The organism is Alteromonas sp. 5NS40-0096, assembly GCF_057544385.1.
This window is the reverse complement of the sequence record NZ_BAAJLQ010000001.1, coordinates 884943-903758: the sequence shown is the minus strand read 5'-3', so window position 1 is coordinate 903758 and position 18816 is coordinate 884943. Positions and strand designations below refer to the sequence as shown.

Sequence of the window (18816 nt, the reverse complement as noted above, 5' to 3'; positions counted from 1 at the left end):
TCGCCGTGATGGCGAAAGGAGATAATCATGGCACGTGAATTTTCGAGAACCGATCGTGTTGCTCAACAAATCCACAAAGAAGTGGCGAGTATTTTTCAAAACGAATACAAGCATCGAGTAGGCGATATGCCCTTAATTACCATTTCGGGTGTGGATGTGTCTCGTGATCTCGCCCACGCAAAAATATTCTTAACCTTCTACAACGCTGATGAAGCCTCGGTAAAAGAGCAAATGAAGCAGTTAGTGGAATTTAAAGGCTTTATTCGCAGCCTATTGGCAAAGCGCATTCGCATGCGTTCTGTGCCAAATTTACATTTCTTTGAAGATCGTTCAATTACGGAAGGGATGAGAATTTCCAACTTGGTAAGCGAAACCATCGCCAAGGACAAGCAAAAGACACAATCTGACGAAGGTGAAGAAGAGTAAATGGCAAGGCGACGCAAAGGCCGTAGCATTAACGGTATTGTATTGTTAAACAAAGCGTTAGGTGGTTCGTCTAATCATGTTCTGCAACAAGTCAGGCGTTTGTATCAAGCGAATAAGGGAGGTCACACAGGGGCCTTAGACCCTTTGGCAAGTGGCATGCTCCCAATATGCTTAGGTGAGGCGACTAAGTTTTCTCAGTTTTTATTGGATGCCGATAAAACGTACGAGGTTACCGCATATCTAGGTAAGCGCACGACAACCTCTGATGCAGACGGCGAAGTCGTTGAAGAAAAAGACGTCGATGTCACTGAAGCACAAGTGATGGAGGCGTGTTTAAGTTTTATCGGCGCATCGAAACAAGTCCCTTCAATGTTCTCAGCACTCAAGCATCAGGGGAAACCGCTGTATTATTACGCGAGACAAGGTATCGAAATAGATAGGCCAGCCCGTGATATTACTATCTACGAGCTAACCGTTGATCGCATTGAATTGCCCAATGTGGATATGACAGTGCGTTGTAGCAAAGGTACGTATATTCGCTCGTTAGTGGACGATATTGGCCAAATGCTCGGGTGCGGCGCTTACGTTACTCGTTTGCATCGGACACAAGTCGCGGATTACCCGGCAGACAAGATGATGACATTCGAGCAGTTAGAATCGATTGGCAAAGGCCTGGAAGGCAACGATTATTCGCAACTCGATGCCTTGTTGCTTCCGATGGATACGGCGGTTATGCCGTTGCCCAAGATGCAATTGGATGCCCTTCAAACCCATCGTTTTAATCATGGTCAATCTGTTAAATCAACAGATGAAATGACAGTAGAGGCAGATGCCTATTATCGGGTTTATGGCATGACAGACACGCAGCCATCGTTGTTCTTAGGCGTAGGACAAGCAGTCAGTGATCCCATTGACCAACCTGAATCTGTTCGCAGTGAGCCATTTTATGTCAGCCCACGTCGCCGTGTGGTCTATGATTGAACATTAAACACTTGATAAACCACCGCGCGTCATTATAATACGCGCTTCCTTTACTTGGACTGAATTAGTGATCGGCCAAGTTAACCTCTAAATTTTGGAGAAAATTATGTCACTAACTAAAGCAGAAACTGCAAACATCATTGCTGAATACGGTGTAAAAGAAGGCGACACAGGTTCACCTGAAGTACAAGTTGCATTGTTGACTCACAACATCAACAAACTACAAGGTCACTTCTCTTCACACAAGAAAGACCACCACTCACGTCGTGGTTTGCTACGCATGGTTAGCCAACGTCGTAAGTTGCTTGACTACCTTAAAGGTAAAAATGTTGAGCGTTACCTAGACCTTATCAAGCGTCTTGGTCTACGTCGCTAAGCGATAGACAGTTTTGAAAAAGCGCCTATATGGCGCTTTTTTTCTTTGTGGTGAAAATATGCCAAAGACAACTGGCATTAGGCTTTAGGGCAATGACGGTCTCGCCGCTCCTCAAGGTCGCGACATATGGCTTTTCGGCGCTGTGTGTCGTCGGACATGTCGTCAAAGCCAGCCAAATACTCATCAACGTCTAATACTTCTAAGTTAACCGTCAATTTCCGAAAAGGGCGGGGAATGACTTGCCCAGGCGCCATGACATGATGGAGTCCACCACTATAAGCAATAATAAGCTCACTGCCCGAAAACAAGGGGAGTATATCGACAATGCCACTTCTCACCGTCATAGGTTGGCCATTTTTGTCTAACCCGTTGGGACGTTTCATTCTGCCTTCGGGCATGAAAATGAGAATGGAATCTGTACCTAAATCTTGGACAAAGTCGTTCCAGGTATCGTCTCTTTTTCGGCTCAACCTAGCAATTCTGGGGGCAAACAACTTAAACATCTTACCTTGTGCTTTATCTAAGCTGATGTCGGCGACAGGAAATACGAGCCTTTTTGCCATTTGCCAAAGGAAGGGCGTTGGCATCGTTGTTGCGTAAACGAATTCTACTAAGCTGGTGTGATTGAGAATTAAAATCAAGCGCACCTTGCGCCAATCTTTGTTCGCCTCTTTACCTATCCATTTAAGCGTCGTTGGGTAACACCAATAACGACTGAATTTCAGCATGCATAGCATTAAAAATCGAAATAGATTACCAATCAAAGCACAACCCTTTATTCCTCTATGTTGTTGTCAACATTGGAACATAAGTTGGTAATATGCAAATGTGCGTTTTATTTAATTGCTAAAGAGGACAACTTTCGGAAAACAGGCCACTCCAACTTTAAACGGGAGTGGCAATAGTCGCGCCTAACATTGGTGTGCGGGAAAATACCAAACATGTTTAATGCGAGTCGCCGAAAACTCGTACACAGCCATACTGCATTGGCTTTTTACCTGGTCTTTTGACTGCCAAGAGGCCTGTTCTAACGCGTAGACAAAATTACCACTTTGATGAAGGTGGTGAACATGTGACTTGGCACTCGGCACACTCTTAAAATAGCTTTCCATTGCTTGCTTTAGTTCCTCAATACTAGAAGTTTCAGTGGTTATAGTGTGCCCAGTAACGCTCATCCAACGCATATCTTTATTCACAACGGCTAGCATGCCATCAAGGTCTTTGGCATTAAAGGCGTCTACAAATTGAACAACCGTATCACTGTTTTCCTTGGCTATCGTTAAACCTGAGAAAAAACACATTGCGACTAGTGCGGATTGAAAAACTCTCATGAAGATTGCCACCATTTACTAAGAACGTATTCAGTGTAACGCAGAATATGGGGCGCCACAGCAAAATGCTGTTTTGGTGAAGTCCAGTCGAGACTAGACGCCTGTATTAACGCGAGTATTCGGTGAGTTGATTCAACTGTTTATCCAGTATGTTATTGAGTGATGCCATTGTCTGGCTGGCAATTTCAAAGTACTGGTCACTGTCGATGCCAACTTGGTTTTGTTGGATAAATTCCTGCTCTATCGTTTTAGCCAGCTCGAGACAGGCATATCGGGCGTTATTGACCAGGATAGAGCCCGCAGCGCCATTTGATTGCAGTTGATTGAACACTCGCTGAGACAAATGCAGGATCTTTTCGTGAAGGTAACCGAGTTTTACTTTGTCAATTTGGGTGCTGACTCCAGCCGTTGACACTGCCATTCCCACAGCCCTAGCTTGGCCAACGCATTCAACAGTCAGTGGCAGTTCATGCCACAGATAAGAGGTCGCCATGCTGTTTCTGTTCGTTTGTCGTTGCCAAATCTCGGCGATGTCTTCAAGTAGATAGAGCAAGTTTTCAATCATCGCTGTATGTTGGTTAAAACTGTCTTGTACGCTGAGTTCAAAGGCAGCATCTTTTAGTCTTGGCCAATGGTCTATAAAGCTCAACCAACGCTCTTGCTGGTAAACAATTTTAGAATCTTGCATGTTCCTTTGAAGCGAAGCCATATTTTGGCGAAGGGAAATTATCATGGGTTTAACTCCCTGATTTCCCTGTAGGTAGCTCGCGCTCAAGCCTCGATGTTTTTGAGCACAACTGATGAGCTCCTTGGTCATAACAATGACGTTGAAACAGTGCTCAATGTAGACTCGACGCTTTTTATCACGGACAAGATAAACCAGCGTGATTAAAACGGTAACAAAAGCTATGGAGAAGATAATTGGTACCATTACATATTCTCCTGTTCTTTTAGCACGGTGATAGACTTTAAGTAGTGTGCAACATGACTTGATTGGGCCGCGATTTGATTGTTTTCATTCGCGCCTTGTACCACTAATTCCACGTGTTTTGATATCTCTTCAATCGCAACACTCTGTTGCGTTGTATTAGCAGACACCACTAACATTTCTTGTTGTACACTGTCCGATACGGCGTGTATTTTGGCCAATAAGGTTGACGCATTCTTGGATAGTAATATGCAGTGGTTGGCGTGGTTGACGACATCCTGCATTTTTGTCGATACTGTCTGCCTTTGAGTATTGAGTGCTTCCATACTGGCGTTAATCGTATCAGCACATTGTTTGCTTTCTTCGGCAAGATTACGTACTTCCTCTGCAACGACAGCAAAACCCCGGCCAAGATCTCCCGCTCTCGCAGCTTCGATTGAAGCGTTCAATGCGAGCAAGTTGGTCTGCTCAGCGATTCGTTGTATTGTCGACGTAAAAGTAAATACGTCATCTGCGTTCTTTGCCAGAATATCGATAGCCGCTTGTGTCTGGGCAACGTCGCTTTGCACTAGCTTAAATTCCTCCGATAGCTCATCTACTGACTGGTGACCACGTTCAGCCAAGTGGCTAGCAGAGATAGCAGATTCGTTAACTTGTTGTGCTTTACAGGCTACTTCGCTGAGGGAAGTCGTCATCTCACTCACCGCCGCTGCGGTTGAAGTAGTCGCACTGGATTGATTGCCTGTTATGGCCGCTACTTGATTAGCTGAGGCAATCATTTGTTCGGTGGAATAGCTAATTTCAGCGAGCCGTTCTATTAGTTTTTCTTTGTCCCTAATTAAGTTTCGAATCAAATCGGCAACGGTTGAAGCGTGCTCACTTAATACCGCAGAGCGAACGGGACACTCATTAGCCACTTGTGGTGCAGTTTTAGCTCGAGACAACATCGTATCAAGGGTATTGATTTCGTCTGTGATAACGCTGACGAAGCCTCCAAGTAGCCAAACAAACGGCGCACTTAATAACGCGCCTTCAAACAACGTTGGTGAATAGTGGGTTGCAAAATAGAGCAGGGCAACCGCTATTAAAACTAGGTGTAACATAGAGCCACTTGAAAAACCGAATGCACCAAATATAAAACGGCTAGGCCATTGCAACAGTGTCTTCATCAAGTAAGAGTGTCCATCTCGCTGAGGTAATACGATAAATACAGCAAGCAATGCGCCACAAGTGCACTTATTTAAATTTTTGATTTATCTTAAAAAAATTTGTCTCTTGTGGGCTGTCGAGTCGACTTTAATGTCAGTTTGCACTAAATCAGTGCTTTATTGCAGCAGGCTTGGGCATAAAACCGGTAATTTGGGAAGGGCGACATTGAAGACGTTTTTTTACGAAAAACTGGCAGCGAGTTGAGATAACCATCAATCGCCGCCGCTCATCTTATTCTGGCGAACCCGCGGGCGTACTAGCCGGTTGACTCACCAATTGAGTTGCCATCTCTCTGATTTCATTTTCAAGCGCGCCAATCCGGCTCGAAAGTGAATTGTTTCTTTGTTCCAGCAGTGCAAGCTTGTCATCAACCACTTTCTTTGATTGCCCGAATTGTGAGGCCAGTTCACTGGTTTGTTCCATGCGGACATTAAGCGCAAGTAAGTCATCCGCTACCGCTGACAATTGAGTTTGTAAGGCAGAGAGTTGGGTCTTTTGTTGGTCGGCATTGCGTGCAACTTGGCTAATGGATTCATTTACACTGGCTTTGTTAGCGTCGACCTTTTCAGATAAATCAGAGATCTCTTTTTGGTTTCGGCGCCAAGCTGAAGCCCACAGCTTGTCCATTTGCTCCCACAGTTCATTGGTTTTATTGCTTAACTCCGTCACTTTGACTTGCAATGCTACGGTGGATTCGCCAATTTCCTCGCCAGTCGCTGATAATTTGTTTTCAAGCTGCTCAATACGGCGTTCTGCGTCTGCCATTACCACTTGTTGTTTCTGACTTAAGTCATAGAGGAAATAACAACCACCCGATGCACCTAATGCAATCAGTAAACTCAACGTCAACACAAAGGTGTTGCCACCTGACGATTTTGTCTTTGCCGGTTGCTTGTCACCGGTGCTTGAATGTCTCGGTGCCGCCGCAGAGGCACTGGATTGCTTTTTTTGATAATCACGACGATCTTCATCGTCTAATCTGATGGTAGGAAAATCGTCGTTTCTTGAATTGCTAGACATATTGATAACTTATCCGATAACTACTTTTCTCACTGCGACAATCTTGTGGTTACTTACATAGCAACGTCATACAGCGTAAAAACTTAATGGTTTAAATGTTATCGCCAAATTGCGCTAAATAGCAATATATGGCGAGTGTTCTTTGTACAAATCACTTCGATTCGAAGGAGAGCGCCTGATAAACAGGGTACGAATCGAGTTGGTTATTGTGAGCTTCAACCAAATCGTGCTGTAACTGGTAGCGAAAGCGCCTCACCTCATTCCACAGGTCATCCAAAGGCCCTTTATTGCCATTTACAACTTCGTCTTTTAACAAGGGCCCGATGATTTCATAGGCTTTGTATAATCGATTTGTTTGTGATTTTTCGTATTCAATTAGTTCGGCAGGTATAGTTTGGGGTTGCCACGCATCACTCGCTTCGACTTGTAATGAGAGGTAGCGTTCTAACGAAGTGGCGCTTTCTCCATGAGCACTTTGCCAACGTTGCACGCTATCGCGATTCATCACTTGCTTTGATTGGGGGTCAATAATTAAAAGCGTCGGGGTGCCGAAATAACCCGGATGACCGTATTGTCCAAGCAGCCCGGATAAATTGTCTAACCACTGCGCGTTAACCGTCTCCATAACAAAGTGATGTTTGAGAACATCAGCATGTTGGATGTCAGAAAAATGAGCGGAAAGGGCGTCAGAGTCATGGCACCAATTGGCACCGATTACTAATAGTAACAACTGCTCGTTTTCAAGTGCTTTGTCGCGAGCTTCAGCAACGGCAGTCATTGGCTCTTTATGAATCTTGTAAAAGTGCTCGTTGTCGCCAGTCTCGGCCTGAGCTACCGAAACACACAGAATCAATACAACAGCTAACGATTTCAGGCTGTCGTTGATGAAATTTTTTAGCGTCATTTTTGTCGTCCTTCACCTTTTCGCTGGCGCGTAATTTTATATTTTAGTTGTTTGCGCTGGTGCATCCTCTTTTGACAGATGCTACCATCAGACAAAAGATATACTACGATTGTAAAGTGATTGATTATTAAAACAAGTCGTAGACTCGTTTTAGGCCGACAACTGTCCAAATAAATGGAACCTAATAGACTGTTTCGTAGATGCTAAAAGAAATACCTCCTTTAACGCCCACAAATGAACTGAATGCACTCGTTATCGACAACCAGTCGCTCGTGCATGAAATGATTACGCAGGCACTTTGGGGCGTAGGCTTGACGAATGTTAAATGCGCTTACAATGCTTACCATGCCGTGCGTCTATGTGAAGAAACGCAGTTTGATTTTGTATTTATCGCATTTAATGTCAGTAGCGATAGAGACGGCTTCCATCTATTCGAAGAGCTTAAACATCATAATTTTATTGGCGAGAAAACAACCGTTATCTTCCTTTCTGCGGAGACTAGTGCCGAACTGGTAAACTGTATTGTTGAAATGCAACCCGATGACTTTTGGGTTAAGCCACTAGACAAGTCGCGAATAGAAGGGCGAATTCGTCATCTCATCAATGTCCGCAAAAAGCTTCATAAGCTGCTTTACTGTTTACATCAAAAAGAATTCGCAGCAGCGATTTATTATGCGGAGCGGCAATTACAAGATAGCACCGTAAGCGAGTATCATCCTAGACTGCGCCGCATTGTTGGTGACTGTTTGATGTCATTACATCAATTTGAGACGGCTCAGGACTATTACACTAAGTTAGCGCAAACGATTGATCATGCTTGGGTTCACATAGGCTTGGCGGCGTCTTTGTTGAAACAGGATAATCTCGAGGAGGCTGACGTTTTGATCGAGAGTTTACTCGAACGTCGCGATACTCGTTTTCTCACCTACGATTTGTTGGCCAAATACTACGTAGAAAAAGAACAATTTGATTTGGCTTATGAGCAAATTAAGCAAGCCAGTAAGCTCGCGCCACGTAATATTCAACGCAATAAAAGAGTGTGGGATTTAGCCCGTTTGAATCACGATAAGTCGGGCCAACTGGCTGCGGTTCAAAACATGGCGAAATACGCCAAAAATTCGATTCACGACTCGCCTGATATGTCGCTAAATGTCATTCGGTCAACCATAGATTTAGCGACGACATTAGGGACCGCTGAAGCAGAAAAGTTGATTCGAAAAGCGTCGTCAGATCTTGTTGAATTGCAGCAACGACGCGCGTCAGATAAAGAATTAGCCAATCAAATATCAGTGATTCAGTCGAGGATATATTGTTTACAAGACAAAAAGAAACTCGCTGAAGAGATTATGCAAGATAACGCGATGCGCCGCACCAAAGGTGTGTCTATTGAAGATAATCTCGATAAAATGAAAGCATATCATGAGCTAGGTATGCGAGAGGAGTGTGTCCATATCTTGGATGCGCTACGCACCCAAATGGAAGGCGATACGTTTTCTGGTCAAGTGGTCAATGCCTACTTAGAACAAGAAGCCATTGAGCGACAAGAAATTAATTTTACCCCAAAAGAGCTCAAACAAATGGCGGCGGTAAACTACAAAGAGAATCGGTTACTGCCTGCTTTTAATAATCTAAAGCAAGCGTTTGTATTGTCGCCCTCAGACAAGCAGATTGCCTTGAGTCTATTAAAAGTACTTGCCAGCATGAATGAAAAATCCCCAATCAATCAAGACCAAGAGGACGTGGCTAAAAAAGCGGTGTCCTTTTTGTCTTCTTCCAAATTGGTTGCGGTACAACAAGAAAAGTTTGACGCTTACTCCCTTGCTCTTGGCATGCAAGCTTAGCCTCGTTGATTACTTCACGGTTTGCTTTAACCAATCAGTGTCTTTGACAACTTGTTCGGTGTAGTTGAATGCGGCGTCTTTAAGTGATTCAGCATAGGATGGCAACGTATCAACAATAGCGGTTTCAAACTCCGTAGAACGTCTATCCGAGCGACAATGCGCAAGGGCCAAGGCTCTACCGCAATATTCAGCATACCGGGCGAAGCTGCCATTCACATTTTTCTTGCCAACACCGATATCGATGGGATCGATTCCCACTTTTGCATGGTGTCGGGAACGCACTAGCCAATGCGCATCATTCCAAAAAACTTCATCGAGCAACAAGTCTGCACGACGCTGCATCCTTCTTTGACAACGAGCCGTTAAGTGAGCAGGGTTGAGCCCATTGACAGGGTGTAAATGGGCAAAATGAAACAGAGGGGCGGCATGACGTTGTTTTTTGACTTCCACAATGTGGCTGCGGGCAAAGGTTGTGTCTGTACACGGTATTTTCGGGCCGACTAAAAAGTAGTAACGCTGCATGTTTACTGACCCCGTTCCGGCGTTGAGTCGTGCTACTATATCGAGCACTACGTCGTCCATGTACGGAGAAAAAACGCGTTCAAGTTCTTGATATTGTGCTTCTGGTAGCGTTGCGAATTTTTCAGGCAAGGTTTTGAACGACAGCAAGCCTGCAATTGGCGTTACCGCCTTCGCTAATGCACTTTTTGTCAAAAAGTCACTTCCGCCGGCGGCTCTCCGAAGAGCCTTTCTATAGAAACGATACAGTTTAGTTTCCGGGTCGATAGTTTCTATCGCATGATAGAGGTAATCGTTCGATTGACTGGCGCGGAGACAGGTTTTCGTGTACTCATTGAGGAAAGCGTCCATTGCCAGCTCAACGTGTTGCATTGATATCACCGGTTTTTCCTGGCTAAAATCCGGGTCGGTAATTTCGCCCGCAATTAAGCCTTTGCAATGCACAAATACTAATTGCAGCGAACACAAATACCGTATCAAGTCCCAAACGGCATGCCCCATACACGCATCATCAAAGTCATTGGGGGCAAAAATCACATTGTCGCCGTGCGAGCCTTCTTCGGTTAAAAAACCAAAATTTGATGTATGGCAATCTCCCATCACCGCCGTGAGAGGAATGTCGAGCAGTGGTTGGGGTAAGTTGATAAGTCTATTGTGGATATCGGTATAAAATAACTGCGCAGAACCGCGAAAAAACAGGTAAGGGCTCAATGCCATTTTTCGATGTTTTGCACTTCCAGCGGTGGGTTCAACCTTATCCACTCGGGTCAATTCTGCGCTCAGCACTTGTGCTCTATTCACTGTCATTCCTATCGTTGGCATCACATCATGCAGGCCTTTTATTCAACACTAAGTTACGTGTCAGTACAATTAATGACGTAACAATTAAAAAAATCGATTGAAGTTAATAGATTTCCCAATTATCCAATTAAACAATTCAGTTCTATTATCTGTATCAACTTCGAGGCGTTGCTTGTATTGCAATCTTACACGCAGCACGTCACAACATGATAAGTGGTCTAGACACTTTACTATTAACCATTGGAGAACAGAAATGGCACTAATCAATACTGCTATCAAACCATTCACTGCAAGTGCTTTTCGCGACGGCGAATTTGTAGAAGTCAGCAGCGAAGATATCAAAGGAAAATGGGCAGTTTTCTTTTTCTACCCAGCAGACTTTACGTTTGTTTGCCCAACTGAGCTAGGCGACCTTGCAGACAAGTACGAAGAGCTTCAGTCTCGTGGTGTTGAAGTCTACTCTGTTTCAACTGACACCCACTTCACGCACAAAGCATGGCACGATGCATCAGACACTATTGGTAAGATCAAGTACACCATGATCGGCGACCCAACAGGTGAAATCACTCGTAACTTTGACTGCATGCGCGAAAACATGGGTCTTGCAGACCGTGCAACTTTCATCGTAGACCCTGAAGGTATTGTTCAGGCTATGGAAATTACTGCTGAAGGTATCGGCCGTGACGCAGATGACCTAGTTCGTAAGGTGAAAGCGGCACAGTACGTAGCAAGTCATCCTGGTGAAGTTTGCCCAGCAAAATGGAAAGAAGGTGAAGAGACATTAGCACCTTCACTTGACTTGGTAGGCAAAATCTAAGTCGACGACAAGAACCTGTCAAAACGCATACGGGTGCTCGTGCACCCGTATTTTCCCCAATGAACGTTTAGAGGCATAGCACAATGTTAACTAAAGAAATATTGCAAGCATTGAAGGGCTACACCGAAGCAATGCAAAAAGAAGTCACGTTCGTCATTCAAACTGGTGAACACAGCAAACGAGCCGAGTTAGTCCAGTTTCTAACCGACATTGCGGGCGTTAGTGACAACATTAAAGTAGAAGAACGTGACACGAATGGTGTGTTGCGCAGTAGCATTAGCTTTTTATTGGAAGCTAATGGTGAAGATACTGGGATCCGTTTTTCAGGTATTCCCGGTGGACATGAATTTAATTCTCTGATTTTAGCGTTGCTACACTCATCTGGCACTGAACTCAAGATAGATGACAGTGTGAAAAACATCGTGAGTGGTGTGACTGAAAAGCTGCATTTCGAAGTATTTATCAGCCTCAGTTGTCACAACTGCCCAGACGTTGTACAAGCGTTGAATCAGTTCGCATTGATTAACCCTAATATCACATCTGAGATGATTGACGGTGGCTTGTATCAAGATATGGTGAGCCAACGAGACATTCAGGGAGTGCCAAGCGTCTATCTCAACGGTGAATTGTTTGCCAATGGTAAGGTTGAGGCTGGTACGCTTATCGACAAATTACTTGAGCGCGATCCAAGTTTGGTAGAGGCTAACAGTGGCTCGAATTTACCGTTACAAGACGTAACTGTCGTTGGCGGCGGTCCTGCTGGCGTGAGTGCGGCGATTTATAGCGCACGTAAAGGTTTGAAAGTGACAGTGATCGCGGATCGTTTCGGAGGTCAGGTCAAGGACACAATGGGTATTGAGAACTTAATCTCAGTGTCACAAACAACTGGTCCAGAGCTCGTTGGTAATTTGATGGCCCATATGAACGACTATGACATCACGTTAAAAGAGCACGTCAGAGTCACAGACATCGAAAAGGGTCATGTGAAAACCGTAACCCTGTCGTCAGGTGAGCAGATTCAAACGAAATCACTGATCATCGCGACCGGTGCCAAATGGCGAGAGCTGGGCGTACCGGGAGAAAAAGAGAATGTGGGTAACGGCGTGGCATATTGTCCACATTGTGACGGCCCATTCTTTAAAGGCAAAGATGTTGCAGTCATTGGTGGTGGTAATTCAGGTGTGGAAGCGGCGCTGGACTTAGCCGGCATCGTAAAATCCGTAACGCTTTTTGAGTTTTTACCAGAGCTAAAAGCCGACCAAGTTTTGGTTGAACAGGCGCAGAAGCGCGACAATATTACTATCGTGAAGAATGCGGCGACTAATCAGGTGCTAGCAACAGACGGAAAAGTCTCTGCGATAGAATATACGGATCGTGAAACCAATACCGTACACACCCAAGACCTGTCTGGCGTATTCGTTCAAATAGGTTTGGTTCCAAACAGCCAGTTTTTGAAAGGGGTTGTTGATTTGTCTCCTTACGGGGAAGTCGAGGTTGATCACAAATGCAATACGTCTGAACAAGGTATTTTTGCCTGTGGCGACGTGACAACCGTCCCTTACAAGCAAATCGTGATTTCGATGGGTGAGGGTGCCAAAGCCTCTTTAGCCGCGTTCGAATATTTGCTGAGTTACGAAGACAGTACAGAAGAATCCGAATCGGTGGCAGCTTAGTACAGCGTATCCGAGTGAGAAAGCCGCTTAATAGCGGCTTTTTTTATCTCGTCACAAATCTTTTTGGTCCTAACCACAGTAAAAATGGCATCGCTCACAATAAGGTGCACTATGTTTTCATTTCTTAAATCAAACCCGACCAAAAAATTGCGTAAACAATACGATATGAAATTGGAGCAAGCGATGTTAGCTCAGCGTCGCGGTGATATTAAAAGTTACAGTATGCTAACCGCAGAAGCTGAAACACTGTGGGCAGAAATCCAGAAACTCGAAAGCTAGGACTGTCGGTCTTCGAAGGGCATAGTCAAATTGGTATGTGGAATTCTAACGCGTACTAGTGACTGATAATTTGCACATCTGAAAAAAAATTGATTCCACACAAATGAATGTTGGCGGTGTTCTTTGCGCCGTCGCCATTGCATTTTATCTATTACCATCGCTTTCCTGCTGTCTTTGCTAGCCAAAAGCGCCTCTACTAGAAAGTAGGCTTTTCTGTATTAAAAATAATACCTGTGTATATTCTCTACATTGTCGGGTTTATTGACTAATCTATGTATTACTCTAAATTGTAGAGTAAATAAGATTTCACTGACATCAGGATGTCGTGCCGATTTGAGGTGGGAACGAGTGAATCAAACGATTAACGCGGATGAGGTTTAATACGACATGAGTCGACAGAAATTTTTAGGCGAATTTGAGCAAATGATTTTGCTTGCCATGATGCGTCTTGGCGATGATGCCTATGGCAGTACCATTCGTCAATTACTGGTAGATACGATAGAGCGAGACGTGTCAGTTGGTGCTTTGTACACCACGTTAGAGAGGCTTGAGACCAAGGGACTGATTACAAGTCGTTTGGGTGAATCGACAGCCGAGAGGGGAGGTCGTGCGAAAAAGTATTTTTCGGTAACGGCCGAAGGGCGACGTCAGTTGAACAAAACTAAACGAGCGTTAGATACCCTATGGCAGGGTGTTGCATTGAAAAATGACTGGAACAATGGGGTGTCACATGGATGAGCAAAAGCCTGGTTACTCTTCCGTACCTCGAGTAGCTGAGAAATGGCTGACTTGGAGTATGCCTCGGTCGCTACATGAACCAGTACTCGGCGATTTGTGGGAAACATATCAATTGTATGCCAAACAATATGGCCCGTTTAAAGCCAGACTTTGGTACATCAAACAAACATTAAAAAGCAGTTTACGATTTATATTGCGATACAAGAGAGGAATGATGATGTTTTTATTGAGCTTAGCGGTTTTTGTGGGCGTGACATTTATGGCAATGCTGTTAGGAGGCGAATTATCGATGTTCGTGAACTGGCCCTCAGCAGTGATCGTTTTACCTGTTAGTGTTGCGTTTGCGATAGCCACAACGTCGATTGAAGACTTCAAACGCGCGTTTTCTATCGCGATTAGTGATGGTCATGAGTGGACAGAGAAACAATATCGTTCTGCAGAGCATGTGTTTGATATGATCGGAAACAGCGCGGTGATGATGGGATGGTTTGGCGTGTTGTTGGGGGCAATTGCCATGGCGTCACATATTACTAAAGATAGTTTCGCCGATGTCTTTGGCCCAGCAACGGCAGTATGCCTACTGACAATTTTTTACGGCTATGCCATAAAAATTGTTTGTTTTACTGCAACTCAGCGGATAAAGCATTTTAGTATCGTGAATCAGTAAAACAAAAAGCCGGCAATTGCCGGCTTTTTACTTTACGGAGTTAGAATAAGACAAAGGCTTTCTGTGGTGTTTACACAAACGTAACTTGGCACTAATTAGGCCACAAGCAGCTGCTCAAAGTGGTTTTCAATATGCATGATATGTGCACCTGTGTATTGGGCTTTACTTAACTTCCCATAGGCAAAATGCGGGGCCATTTCTCCGTCATACTGTTCAAAACGTCGTAACGCACGAATCAACATGTCAACGGAATAGTTCACCGAAGCGGTGTTATCTAAACTTGGTGCACCAGGGATAGGTTCTGATAGATCATGAGTCATTCCACCATTCGCTTCAAACAGCGCAAATGCAACAGTGCCTACGGTAGATTTGAATACGTCTGACTTATGTTCTGGGTATCCAAGAATTGACATGTTTATACTTTGCGCACAGTGCTGGAAAATAACGGCGGGCTGCCATTGACCTGTTGAGGTCACCGTTTTTGCCTTGCATGATTCTAATTTGGCAATGGTTTGAGCGATTGAAGGTAAAGCAACTGTTGTTTTGCGGTTACTAACATACACAATACCAGTGGCTCCAATAATTACGCTGGCTCCAGCAGCCATAAAAAGTCGCCTATTCATGTTTACCTCAATTTTGTTAAACAGCACTGCTTGTGCTTTTTTCCACTACCGCAGAAACAGCTGTCATTTCGCTTGATACTCACTTTACCACAGTCTTCATGCAATGTGCCGTCTACATAGCGCCAATGCCCGGCTTCTTGAACAAAATTTGATGTTTCGTGCATTTGATAAAATTGCTTGCCATCAATGTAGTAAGCGACAAATTCGACTTGTTGAGGAGAGGGGATACTCAATATTCGCAATCCAATCCATCGAGAATCTTGTGCGCTTTCTTCCAGTAAAGCGACAGACAGTAAACTCTGCTTTTCTCGTGAATAGGTGCGCAAGATATATTGATAATCTTGACAACAATAAGCGGAATACCTTGAGCGCATCAACTGCTCTGGTGTTTCAGGCTTATGTTCATCCGATAGGTAAGGGCGACAACAGTGGTTAGCAGTTTTGCCGCTACCACACCAACATAAACTCATTTCAAGAACTAAGTAAGGTTAAAAGTCCGTATTGTACTGAGTTGACGACAACTTACCAAGGTCCAGAAACAACATTTGTTGGGTGCTCACAGTTAGCTGAAACACCAACAACTTCAACGCGGTAAAGGCTACACAACGCCTTTATTTCTCTTTCGTCACGTTGAGACAGGCGTAAGTCCTCAACATAAATGGCGCTGCATTGACCACTGACAATCAACTTACTGATCCACTGAGGTACGATAGCTTCCTGAGGTTTTTGAATGCGAATGGCATTTTCAACATCTCGATTGAACGCCAATGACTCCGAAATGAGATACCGCCAAGCTTTAGTGGGCTTTTTGGCAGGCAATGGCTGTTCGATATCCGGAAGTGGGAATTGATATACATTTGTCGAAGTAGAGTATTTCATAAGCATTGCCTTGTTTATTTATACAGTGTGTATGGATATACAGTATTACTGTATGTGGCTGCTTGCAAGACTTTTTTGTGCTTTTTTTATTCGTTTTTTGTTTTATCTTTAGTGAGCTCGTATTTAATTATAAAAATCAATGGGATAAATTAACCCATTGATTTTGTATAGATGAGACAAACAGAGCGTTGTTTTAAGTTTGAAGATGATTAGCGAGTTGTTCGAACAGTATGTCTTGAATAATAGGTTTGCCGATATGGCTGGAGAAGCCATTCGTCAAGTATTCTTGGACGTCCTCAAGTAGCACATTAGCCGTCAGGGCAATGATAGGCACATTTTGGTTTTTTGAGCGGATAATTCTGCACGCCGTAGACCCGTCCATTTCCGGCATTTGGATATCCATAAGGACTAAATCTGGCACCAAGCGATTGAAAAGGTCGACGGCTTCAATTCCATTTTTAGCAAGGTCAATTGTCGCGCCAGTTTTTTCGACCATAGAGGTTACGATAAGTTGATTGATTTCGTTATCCTCCGCGATCAGTATTCTGTATTTCGCGAGATCAGGTATTTGATCTCTACCGTGAGATTCAGCCTTGTCTGTTATTTGAGTCTTTTCCAAAGGCAAAGTGATATGGATTGATGTCCCTTTGTTTACCTCACTTTCTACCTCAATATCGCCTCGCATTAAGTTAACTAAGTGCTTTGTAATCGCCATGCCCAGACCGGTGCCACCGTATTTTCGCGTCGTAGAAGCGTCGGCTTGGGTAAACCTATCAAACAACCGTGATACCGTTTTTCCGGTCATACCGATGCCTGTATCAATAACTTTAAACGATAAGCACTCGTCCTTAGTGAAAGCTTCTATGCGCACACTACCTCGGGATGTGAATTTGATGGAGTTTGACACTAGATTCGTCAAGATTTGTTTGACTCTTGTCGGATCGCCGCGCCAATCATCGTGGAAGCCTGGTGATACTGTTACTGACAAATCTAATTGATTGCTGATTTTGGGAGAAAAGCTAGATATCACGTCGTCAACAATATCTGTGAAGCAAAAACTGATGTTTTCAAGCGTCAACATGTTTGCTTCTATTTTTGAGAAGTCCAGGATATCGTTAATTATCGTGAGCAAAGAAAAGCTAGAAGCCAGTGATTTATCCAGAAGCAGTTTGCCTTTAGGGCTGACTTCCGATTCTAACAGTTGGAGAGCGCCCAATATACCGTTCATGGGAGTGCGAATTTCGTGGCTCATGCTGGCCAAAAATTGGCTTTTTGCGTGATTAGCCGTTTCGGCTTTGCGTTTCGCTAATACTAGCTCTTTCTCCGTCCTGACTCGCTCCGATATGTCCTGTACAACAGACCAAATATAGTCTTGACCGTCTATCCCTTTTATTTTGATACCTGAAAGTAACACCGGGTATAGATGCCCCTTTTTGTGAATGTATTCTTTTTTATAGGGGCCATATCGACCGGTTGCTTCCATCATGTCGAGCTGCCCCTGTTCATCCTCTGCATATTTATGAGGGGTTAGCTCCCAGTAATCCATAGCATTGAGTTGCGTTGTTGTGTAACCCGTAAAGCGACTGAATTTATTGTTAACGTATTCAAAGGCACCATCAGACAATCGATTGATAGCAATACCGACAGGCGCTAGGTTAACAAATTCCTCAAATTTGCGTTGTTCGAATCGGTACGCTGCCTCTAACGATTTTTGTTCGTGAATGTCTTCTAGGCTACAAATCATAAACGTTGGCTGATTTTGAGCGTCGCGCTGAGCTTTGCCTTTTACCCTGAACCAACGATATTGTCGATCACAGCATCTCAACCTAAATTCTACTTCGTATTTACTGTCTGAAGCTAAATGGTTATCTAGTGCCAAGAGTACGCCGTCTTTTTCGCCGGGATGCAGTCGTCTGACAAACTCGTCAAAAGAGGCTTCGAGCCCGTTGTTTTTAAAGCCTAATAGCTCGTAGAATTTGGGTGACCAATAGTTATGGTCTGTTGCAACGTCCCAAGACCATAAGCCCACGTTTGTGCCATCAATAGCCAGGTGATACTTATGGTTATTTTCTTCAAGTTGCTTGGCATACTTCGCAGCTTGCAAGTGGGCTTCTTCTAACTCTTGAGTCTTGCGTTTTACTTCGTGCTGAATATGTTCGTTGACTTGCTCAAGCTTGGCCTCTTGGTTTTTTTCTCTCGTAATATCAGTGGCAAAGGCAATTAAGATGTCTTCGCCATTGTGATGAAGCAGGTGTCCTTGGACTTTTACTGGAAAGACATCGCCCGACTTATTTTGATGCTGAGTTTCAAATTCGAGGTGTTTTTGTTCTTGTATTTTCGCCCAAAATGTCGGCCACACTTCTTTGGGGAACAGTGGGTCCCATTCCCATACCCGCTTTCCAATCAACTCTTCTTTGGCGTAACCCAACTTTTTACATGCGGCGTCATTGACATAAAACACTTCTGAGGTGTCACGCATCCAGAATACCTCATCAGCGGCCATTTCTACTGAATACTTGAGAATAGTGAGTAGGGTGTCTGATTCAATATTGGTGGGCAGCGTACACGGAGATGATTCTCGATTTAACGGCAAAAGTGAAACATTTAGCTCTCGATTCATTTGCGAAGTCAGCGCAGGTTATTGTTATTGATGTTATATAAAGCGTAGTTTATATAGCGAAATTTAAAAGTGTTTGAATATGAGAAAGTTAAAAACAACAACCAGACTCGGATTAAATGGGCTAATTGACACAGTCGATAAACAATTTGTCACGAAACTGGGGTAAATTAGGTTGTGTTTTCTA

At 44.0% G+C, this 18816-nt stretch carries 20 protein-coding genes; 9 read left to right on the top strand and 11 right to left on the bottom strand.

Annotation, left to right across the window (positions count from 1 at the left end; translation table 11 throughout):
* Positions 1 to 27: 27 nt before the first annotated feature.
* The 3 genes from rbfA to rpsO all read left to right on the top strand — a co-directional run bounded on the left by rbfA (position 28) and on the right by rpsO (position 1783).
* Positions 28 to 426 carry a 30S ribosome-binding factor RbfA gene (gene rbfA, locus AC27G9_RS04150; protein ID WP_487071323.1) on the top strand — a complete coding sequence of 133 codons (399 nt, stop codon included), beginning with the start codon at positions 28 to 30 and terminating at the stop codon, positions 424 to 426.
* On the top strand, positions 427 to 1407 hold the full coding sequence (truB, locus tag AC27G9_RS04145) for a tRNA pseudouridine(55) synthase TruB (protein ID WP_487071321.1): 981 nt from the start codon (positions 427 to 429) through the stop codon (positions 1405 to 1407).
* A 106-nt stretch (positions 1408 to 1513) separates the two neighbouring features.
* Complete coding sequence (gene rpsO, locus AC27G9_RS04140) at positions 1514 to 1783, top strand: 30S ribosomal protein S15 (protein ID WP_487071319.1); 270 nt, start codon at positions 1514 to 1516, stop codon at positions 1781 to 1783.
* A gap of 77 nt (positions 1784 to 1860) precedes the next feature.
* On the opposite strand, the gene AC27G9_RS04135 is transcribed toward rpsO, so the two are convergent.
* The 6 genes from AC27G9_RS04135 to AC27G9_RS04110 form a co-directional block, all read right to left on the bottom strand.
* Entirely contained in the window at positions 1861 to 2511 is a 651-nt protein-coding gene (locus tag AC27G9_RS04135; protein ID WP_487071317.1) for a hypothetical protein, read from the bottom strand.
* A gap of 183 nt (positions 2512 to 2694) precedes the next feature.
* Positions 2695 to 3114 carry a nuclear transport factor 2 family protein gene (locus tag AC27G9_RS04130; RefSeq protein WP_487071315.1) on the bottom strand — a complete coding sequence of 140 codons (420 nt, stop codon included), beginning with the start codon at positions 3112 to 3114 and terminating at the stop codon, positions 2695 to 2697.
* Between the two features lie 106 nt (positions 3115 to 3220).
* Positions 3221 to 4045, bottom strand: a complete 825-nt coding sequence (locus AC27G9_RS04125) for a nitrate- and nitrite sensing domain-containing protein (RefSeq protein ID WP_487071313.1) — start codon at positions 4043 to 4045, stop codon at positions 3221 to 3223.
* Positions 4045 to 5211: a methyl-accepting chemotaxis protein gene (locus AC27G9_RS04120; protein ID WP_487071311.1), complete on the bottom strand. Its 1167-nt coding sequence runs from the start codon at positions 5209 to 5211 to the stop codon at positions 4045 to 4047. The genes AC27G9_RS04125 and AC27G9_RS04120 overlap by 1 nt, the downstream gene beginning before the upstream one ends.
* Before the next feature lie 271 nt (positions 5212 to 5482).
* Positions 5483 to 6271, bottom strand: a complete 789-nt coding sequence (locus AC27G9_RS04115; RefSeq protein ID WP_487071309.1) for a hypothetical protein — start codon at positions 6269 to 6271, stop codon at positions 5483 to 5485.
* A 151-nt stretch (positions 6272 to 6422) separates the two neighbouring features.
* Positions 6423 to 7175, bottom strand: a complete 753-nt coding sequence (locus tag AC27G9_RS04110; protein ID WP_487071307.1) for a thioredoxin family protein — start codon at positions 7173 to 7175, stop codon at positions 6423 to 6425.
* 200 nt (positions 7176 to 7375) lie between these two features.
* Here AC27G9_RS04110 and AC27G9_RS04105 point away from each other — a divergent pair, with 200 nt between their 5' ends.
* Positions 7376 to 9016: a response regulator gene (locus AC27G9_RS04105; RefSeq protein ID WP_487071305.1), complete on the top strand. Its 1641-nt coding sequence runs from the start codon at positions 7376 to 7378 to the stop codon at positions 9014 to 9016.
* A gap of 9 nt (positions 9017 to 9025) precedes the next feature.
* On the opposite strand, the gene AC27G9_RS04100 is transcribed toward AC27G9_RS04105, so the two are convergent.
* Positions 9026 to 10342, bottom strand: coding sequence for a DUF2252 family protein (locus AC27G9_RS04100; RefSeq protein ID WP_487071303.1), 1317 nt, complete (start codon positions 10340 to 10342; stop codon positions 9026 to 9028).
* A gap of 247 nt (positions 10343 to 10589) precedes the next feature.
* Between AC27G9_RS04100 and ahpC the strand changes: the two genes are divergently transcribed.
* The 5 genes from ahpC (at position 10590) to AC27G9_RS04075 (ending at position 14510) form a co-directional block, all read left to right on the top strand.
* On the top strand, positions 10590 to 11153 hold the full coding sequence (gene ahpC / locus AC27G9_RS04095) for an alkyl hydroperoxide reductase subunit C (protein WP_487071301.1): 564 nt from the start codon (positions 10590 to 10592) through the stop codon (positions 11151 to 11153).
* A gap of 83 nt (positions 11154 to 11236) precedes the next feature.
* Entirely contained in the window at positions 11237 to 12826 is a 1590-nt protein-coding gene (gene ahpF / locus AC27G9_RS04090; RefSeq protein ID WP_487071299.1) for an alkyl hydroperoxide reductase subunit F, read from the top strand.
* 111 nt (positions 12827 to 12937) lie between these two features.
* Positions 12938 to 13105: a DUF6435 family protein gene (locus AC27G9_RS04085; RefSeq protein WP_487071297.1), complete on the top strand. Its 168-nt coding sequence runs from the start codon at positions 12938 to 12940 to the stop codon at positions 13103 to 13105.
* 387 nt (positions 13106 to 13492) lie between these two features.
* The gene (locus AC27G9_RS04080) at positions 13493 to 13843 is read left to right on the top strand and encodes a PadR family transcriptional regulator (protein ID WP_487071295.1); all 351 of its coding nucleotides are present in this window, start codon (positions 13493 to 13495) and stop codon (positions 13841 to 13843) included.
* On the top strand, positions 13836 to 14510 hold the full coding sequence (locus AC27G9_RS04075) for a permease prefix domain 2-containing transporter (RefSeq protein ID WP_487071293.1): 675 nt from the start codon (positions 13836 to 13838) through the stop codon (positions 14508 to 14510). The genes AC27G9_RS04080 and AC27G9_RS04075 overlap by 8 nt, the downstream gene beginning before the upstream one ends.
* A gap of 95 nt (positions 14511 to 14605) precedes the next feature.
* Here the strand turns inward: AC27G9_RS04075 and AC27G9_RS04070 are convergent, their stop codons facing one another.
* The 4 genes from AC27G9_RS04070 to AC27G9_RS04055 form a co-directional block, all read right to left on the bottom strand.
* Positions 14606 to 15133 carry a DUF1569 domain-containing protein gene (locus AC27G9_RS04070; protein ID WP_487071291.1) on the bottom strand — a complete coding sequence of 176 codons (528 nt, stop codon included), beginning with the start codon at positions 15131 to 15133 and terminating at the stop codon, positions 14606 to 14608.
* A gap of 2 nt (positions 15134 to 15135) precedes the next feature.
* Positions 15136 to 15603 carry a YchJ family protein gene (locus AC27G9_RS04065; protein WP_487071289.1) on the bottom strand — a complete coding sequence of 156 codons (468 nt, stop codon included), beginning with the start codon at positions 15601 to 15603 and terminating at the stop codon, positions 15136 to 15138.
* A gap of 52 nt (positions 15604 to 15655) precedes the next feature.
* Positions 15656 to 16012: a deoxyguanosinetriphosphate triphosphohydrolase gene (locus tag AC27G9_RS04060; RefSeq protein ID WP_487071287.1), complete on the bottom strand. Its 357-nt coding sequence runs from the start codon at positions 16010 to 16012 to the stop codon at positions 15656 to 15658.
* A gap of 193 nt (positions 16013 to 16205) precedes the next feature.
* Entirely contained in the window at positions 16206 to 18632 is a 2427-nt protein-coding gene (locus AC27G9_RS04055; RefSeq protein WP_487071285.1) for a PAS domain-containing hybrid sensor histidine kinase/response regulator, read from the bottom strand.
* Positions 18633 to 18816 lie beyond the last annotated feature (184 nt).

Excerpts from the sequence above, each read along its gene's own strand:
- rbfA (WP_487071323.1), top strand. The coding sequence starts at position 28 with ATGGCACGTGAATTTTCGAGAACCGATCGTGTTGCTCAACAAATCCAC.
- truB (WP_487071321.1), top strand. The coding sequence starts at position 427 with ATGGCAAGGCGACGCAAAGGCCGTAGCATTAACGGTATTGTATTGTTA.
- rpsO (WP_487071319.1), top strand. The coding sequence starts at position 1,514 with ATGTCACTAACTAAAGCAGAAACTGCAAACATCATTGCTGAATACGGT.
- AC27G9_RS04135 (WP_487071317.1), bottom strand. The coding sequence starts at position 2,511 with ATGCTGAAATTCAGTCGTTATTGGTGTTACCCAACGACGCTTAAATGG.
- AC27G9_RS04130 (WP_487071315.1), bottom strand. The coding sequence starts at position 3,114 with ATGAGAGTTTTTCAATCCGCACTAGTCGCAATGTGTTTTTTCTCAGGT.
- AC27G9_RS04125 (WP_487071313.1), bottom strand. The coding sequence starts at position 4,045 with ATGGTACCAATTATCTTCTCCATAGCTTTTGTTACCGTTTTAATCACG.
- AC27G9_RS04120 (WP_487071311.1), bottom strand. The coding sequence starts at position 5,211 with ATGAAGACACTGTTGCAATGGCCTAGCCGTTTTATATTTGGTGCATTC.
- AC27G9_RS04115 (WP_487071309.1), bottom strand. The coding sequence starts at position 6,271 with ATGTCTAGCAATTCAAGAAACGACGATTTTCCTACCATCAGATTAGAC.
- AC27G9_RS04110 (WP_487071307.1), bottom strand. The coding sequence starts at position 7,175 with ATGACGCTAAAAAATTTCATCAACGACAGCCTGAAATCGTTAGCTGTT.
- AC27G9_RS04105 (WP_487071305.1), top strand. The coding sequence starts at position 7,376 with ATGCTAAAAGAAATACCTCCTTTAACGCCCACAAATGAACTGAATGCA.
- AC27G9_RS04100 (WP_487071303.1), bottom strand. The coding sequence starts at position 10,342 with ATGACAGTGAATAGAGCACAAGTGCTGAGCGCAGAATTGACCCGAGTG.
- ahpC (WP_487071301.1), top strand. The coding sequence starts at position 10,590 with ATGGCACTAATCAATACTGCTATCAAACCATTCACTGCAAGTGCTTTT.
- ahpF (WP_487071299.1), top strand. The coding sequence starts at position 11,237 with ATGTTAACTAAAGAAATATTGCAAGCATTGAAGGGCTACACCGAAGCA.
- AC27G9_RS04085 (WP_487071297.1), top strand. The coding sequence starts at position 12,938 with ATGTTTTCATTTCTTAAATCAAACCCGACCAAAAAATTGCGTAAACAA.
- AC27G9_RS04080 (WP_487071295.1), top strand. The coding sequence starts at position 13,493 with ATGAGTCGACAGAAATTTTTAGGCGAATTTGAGCAAATGATTTTGCTT.
- AC27G9_RS04075 (WP_487071293.1), top strand. The coding sequence starts at position 13,836 with ATGGATGAGCAAAAGCCTGGTTACTCTTCCGTACCTCGAGTAGCTGAG.
- AC27G9_RS04070 (WP_487071291.1), bottom strand. The coding sequence starts at position 15,133 with ATGAATAGGCGACTTTTTATGGCTGCTGGAGCCAGCGTAATTATTGGA.
- AC27G9_RS04065 (WP_487071289.1), bottom strand. The coding sequence starts at position 15,603 with ATGAGTTTATGTTGGTGTGGTAGCGGCAAAACTGCTAACCACTGTTGT.
- AC27G9_RS04060 (WP_487071287.1), bottom strand. The coding sequence starts at position 16,012 with ATGAAATACTCTACTTCGACAAATGTATATCAATTCCCACTTCCGGAT.
- AC27G9_RS04055 (WP_487071285.1), bottom strand. The coding sequence starts at position 18,632 with ATGAATCGAGAGCTAAATGTTTCACTTTTGCCGTTAAATCGAGAATCA.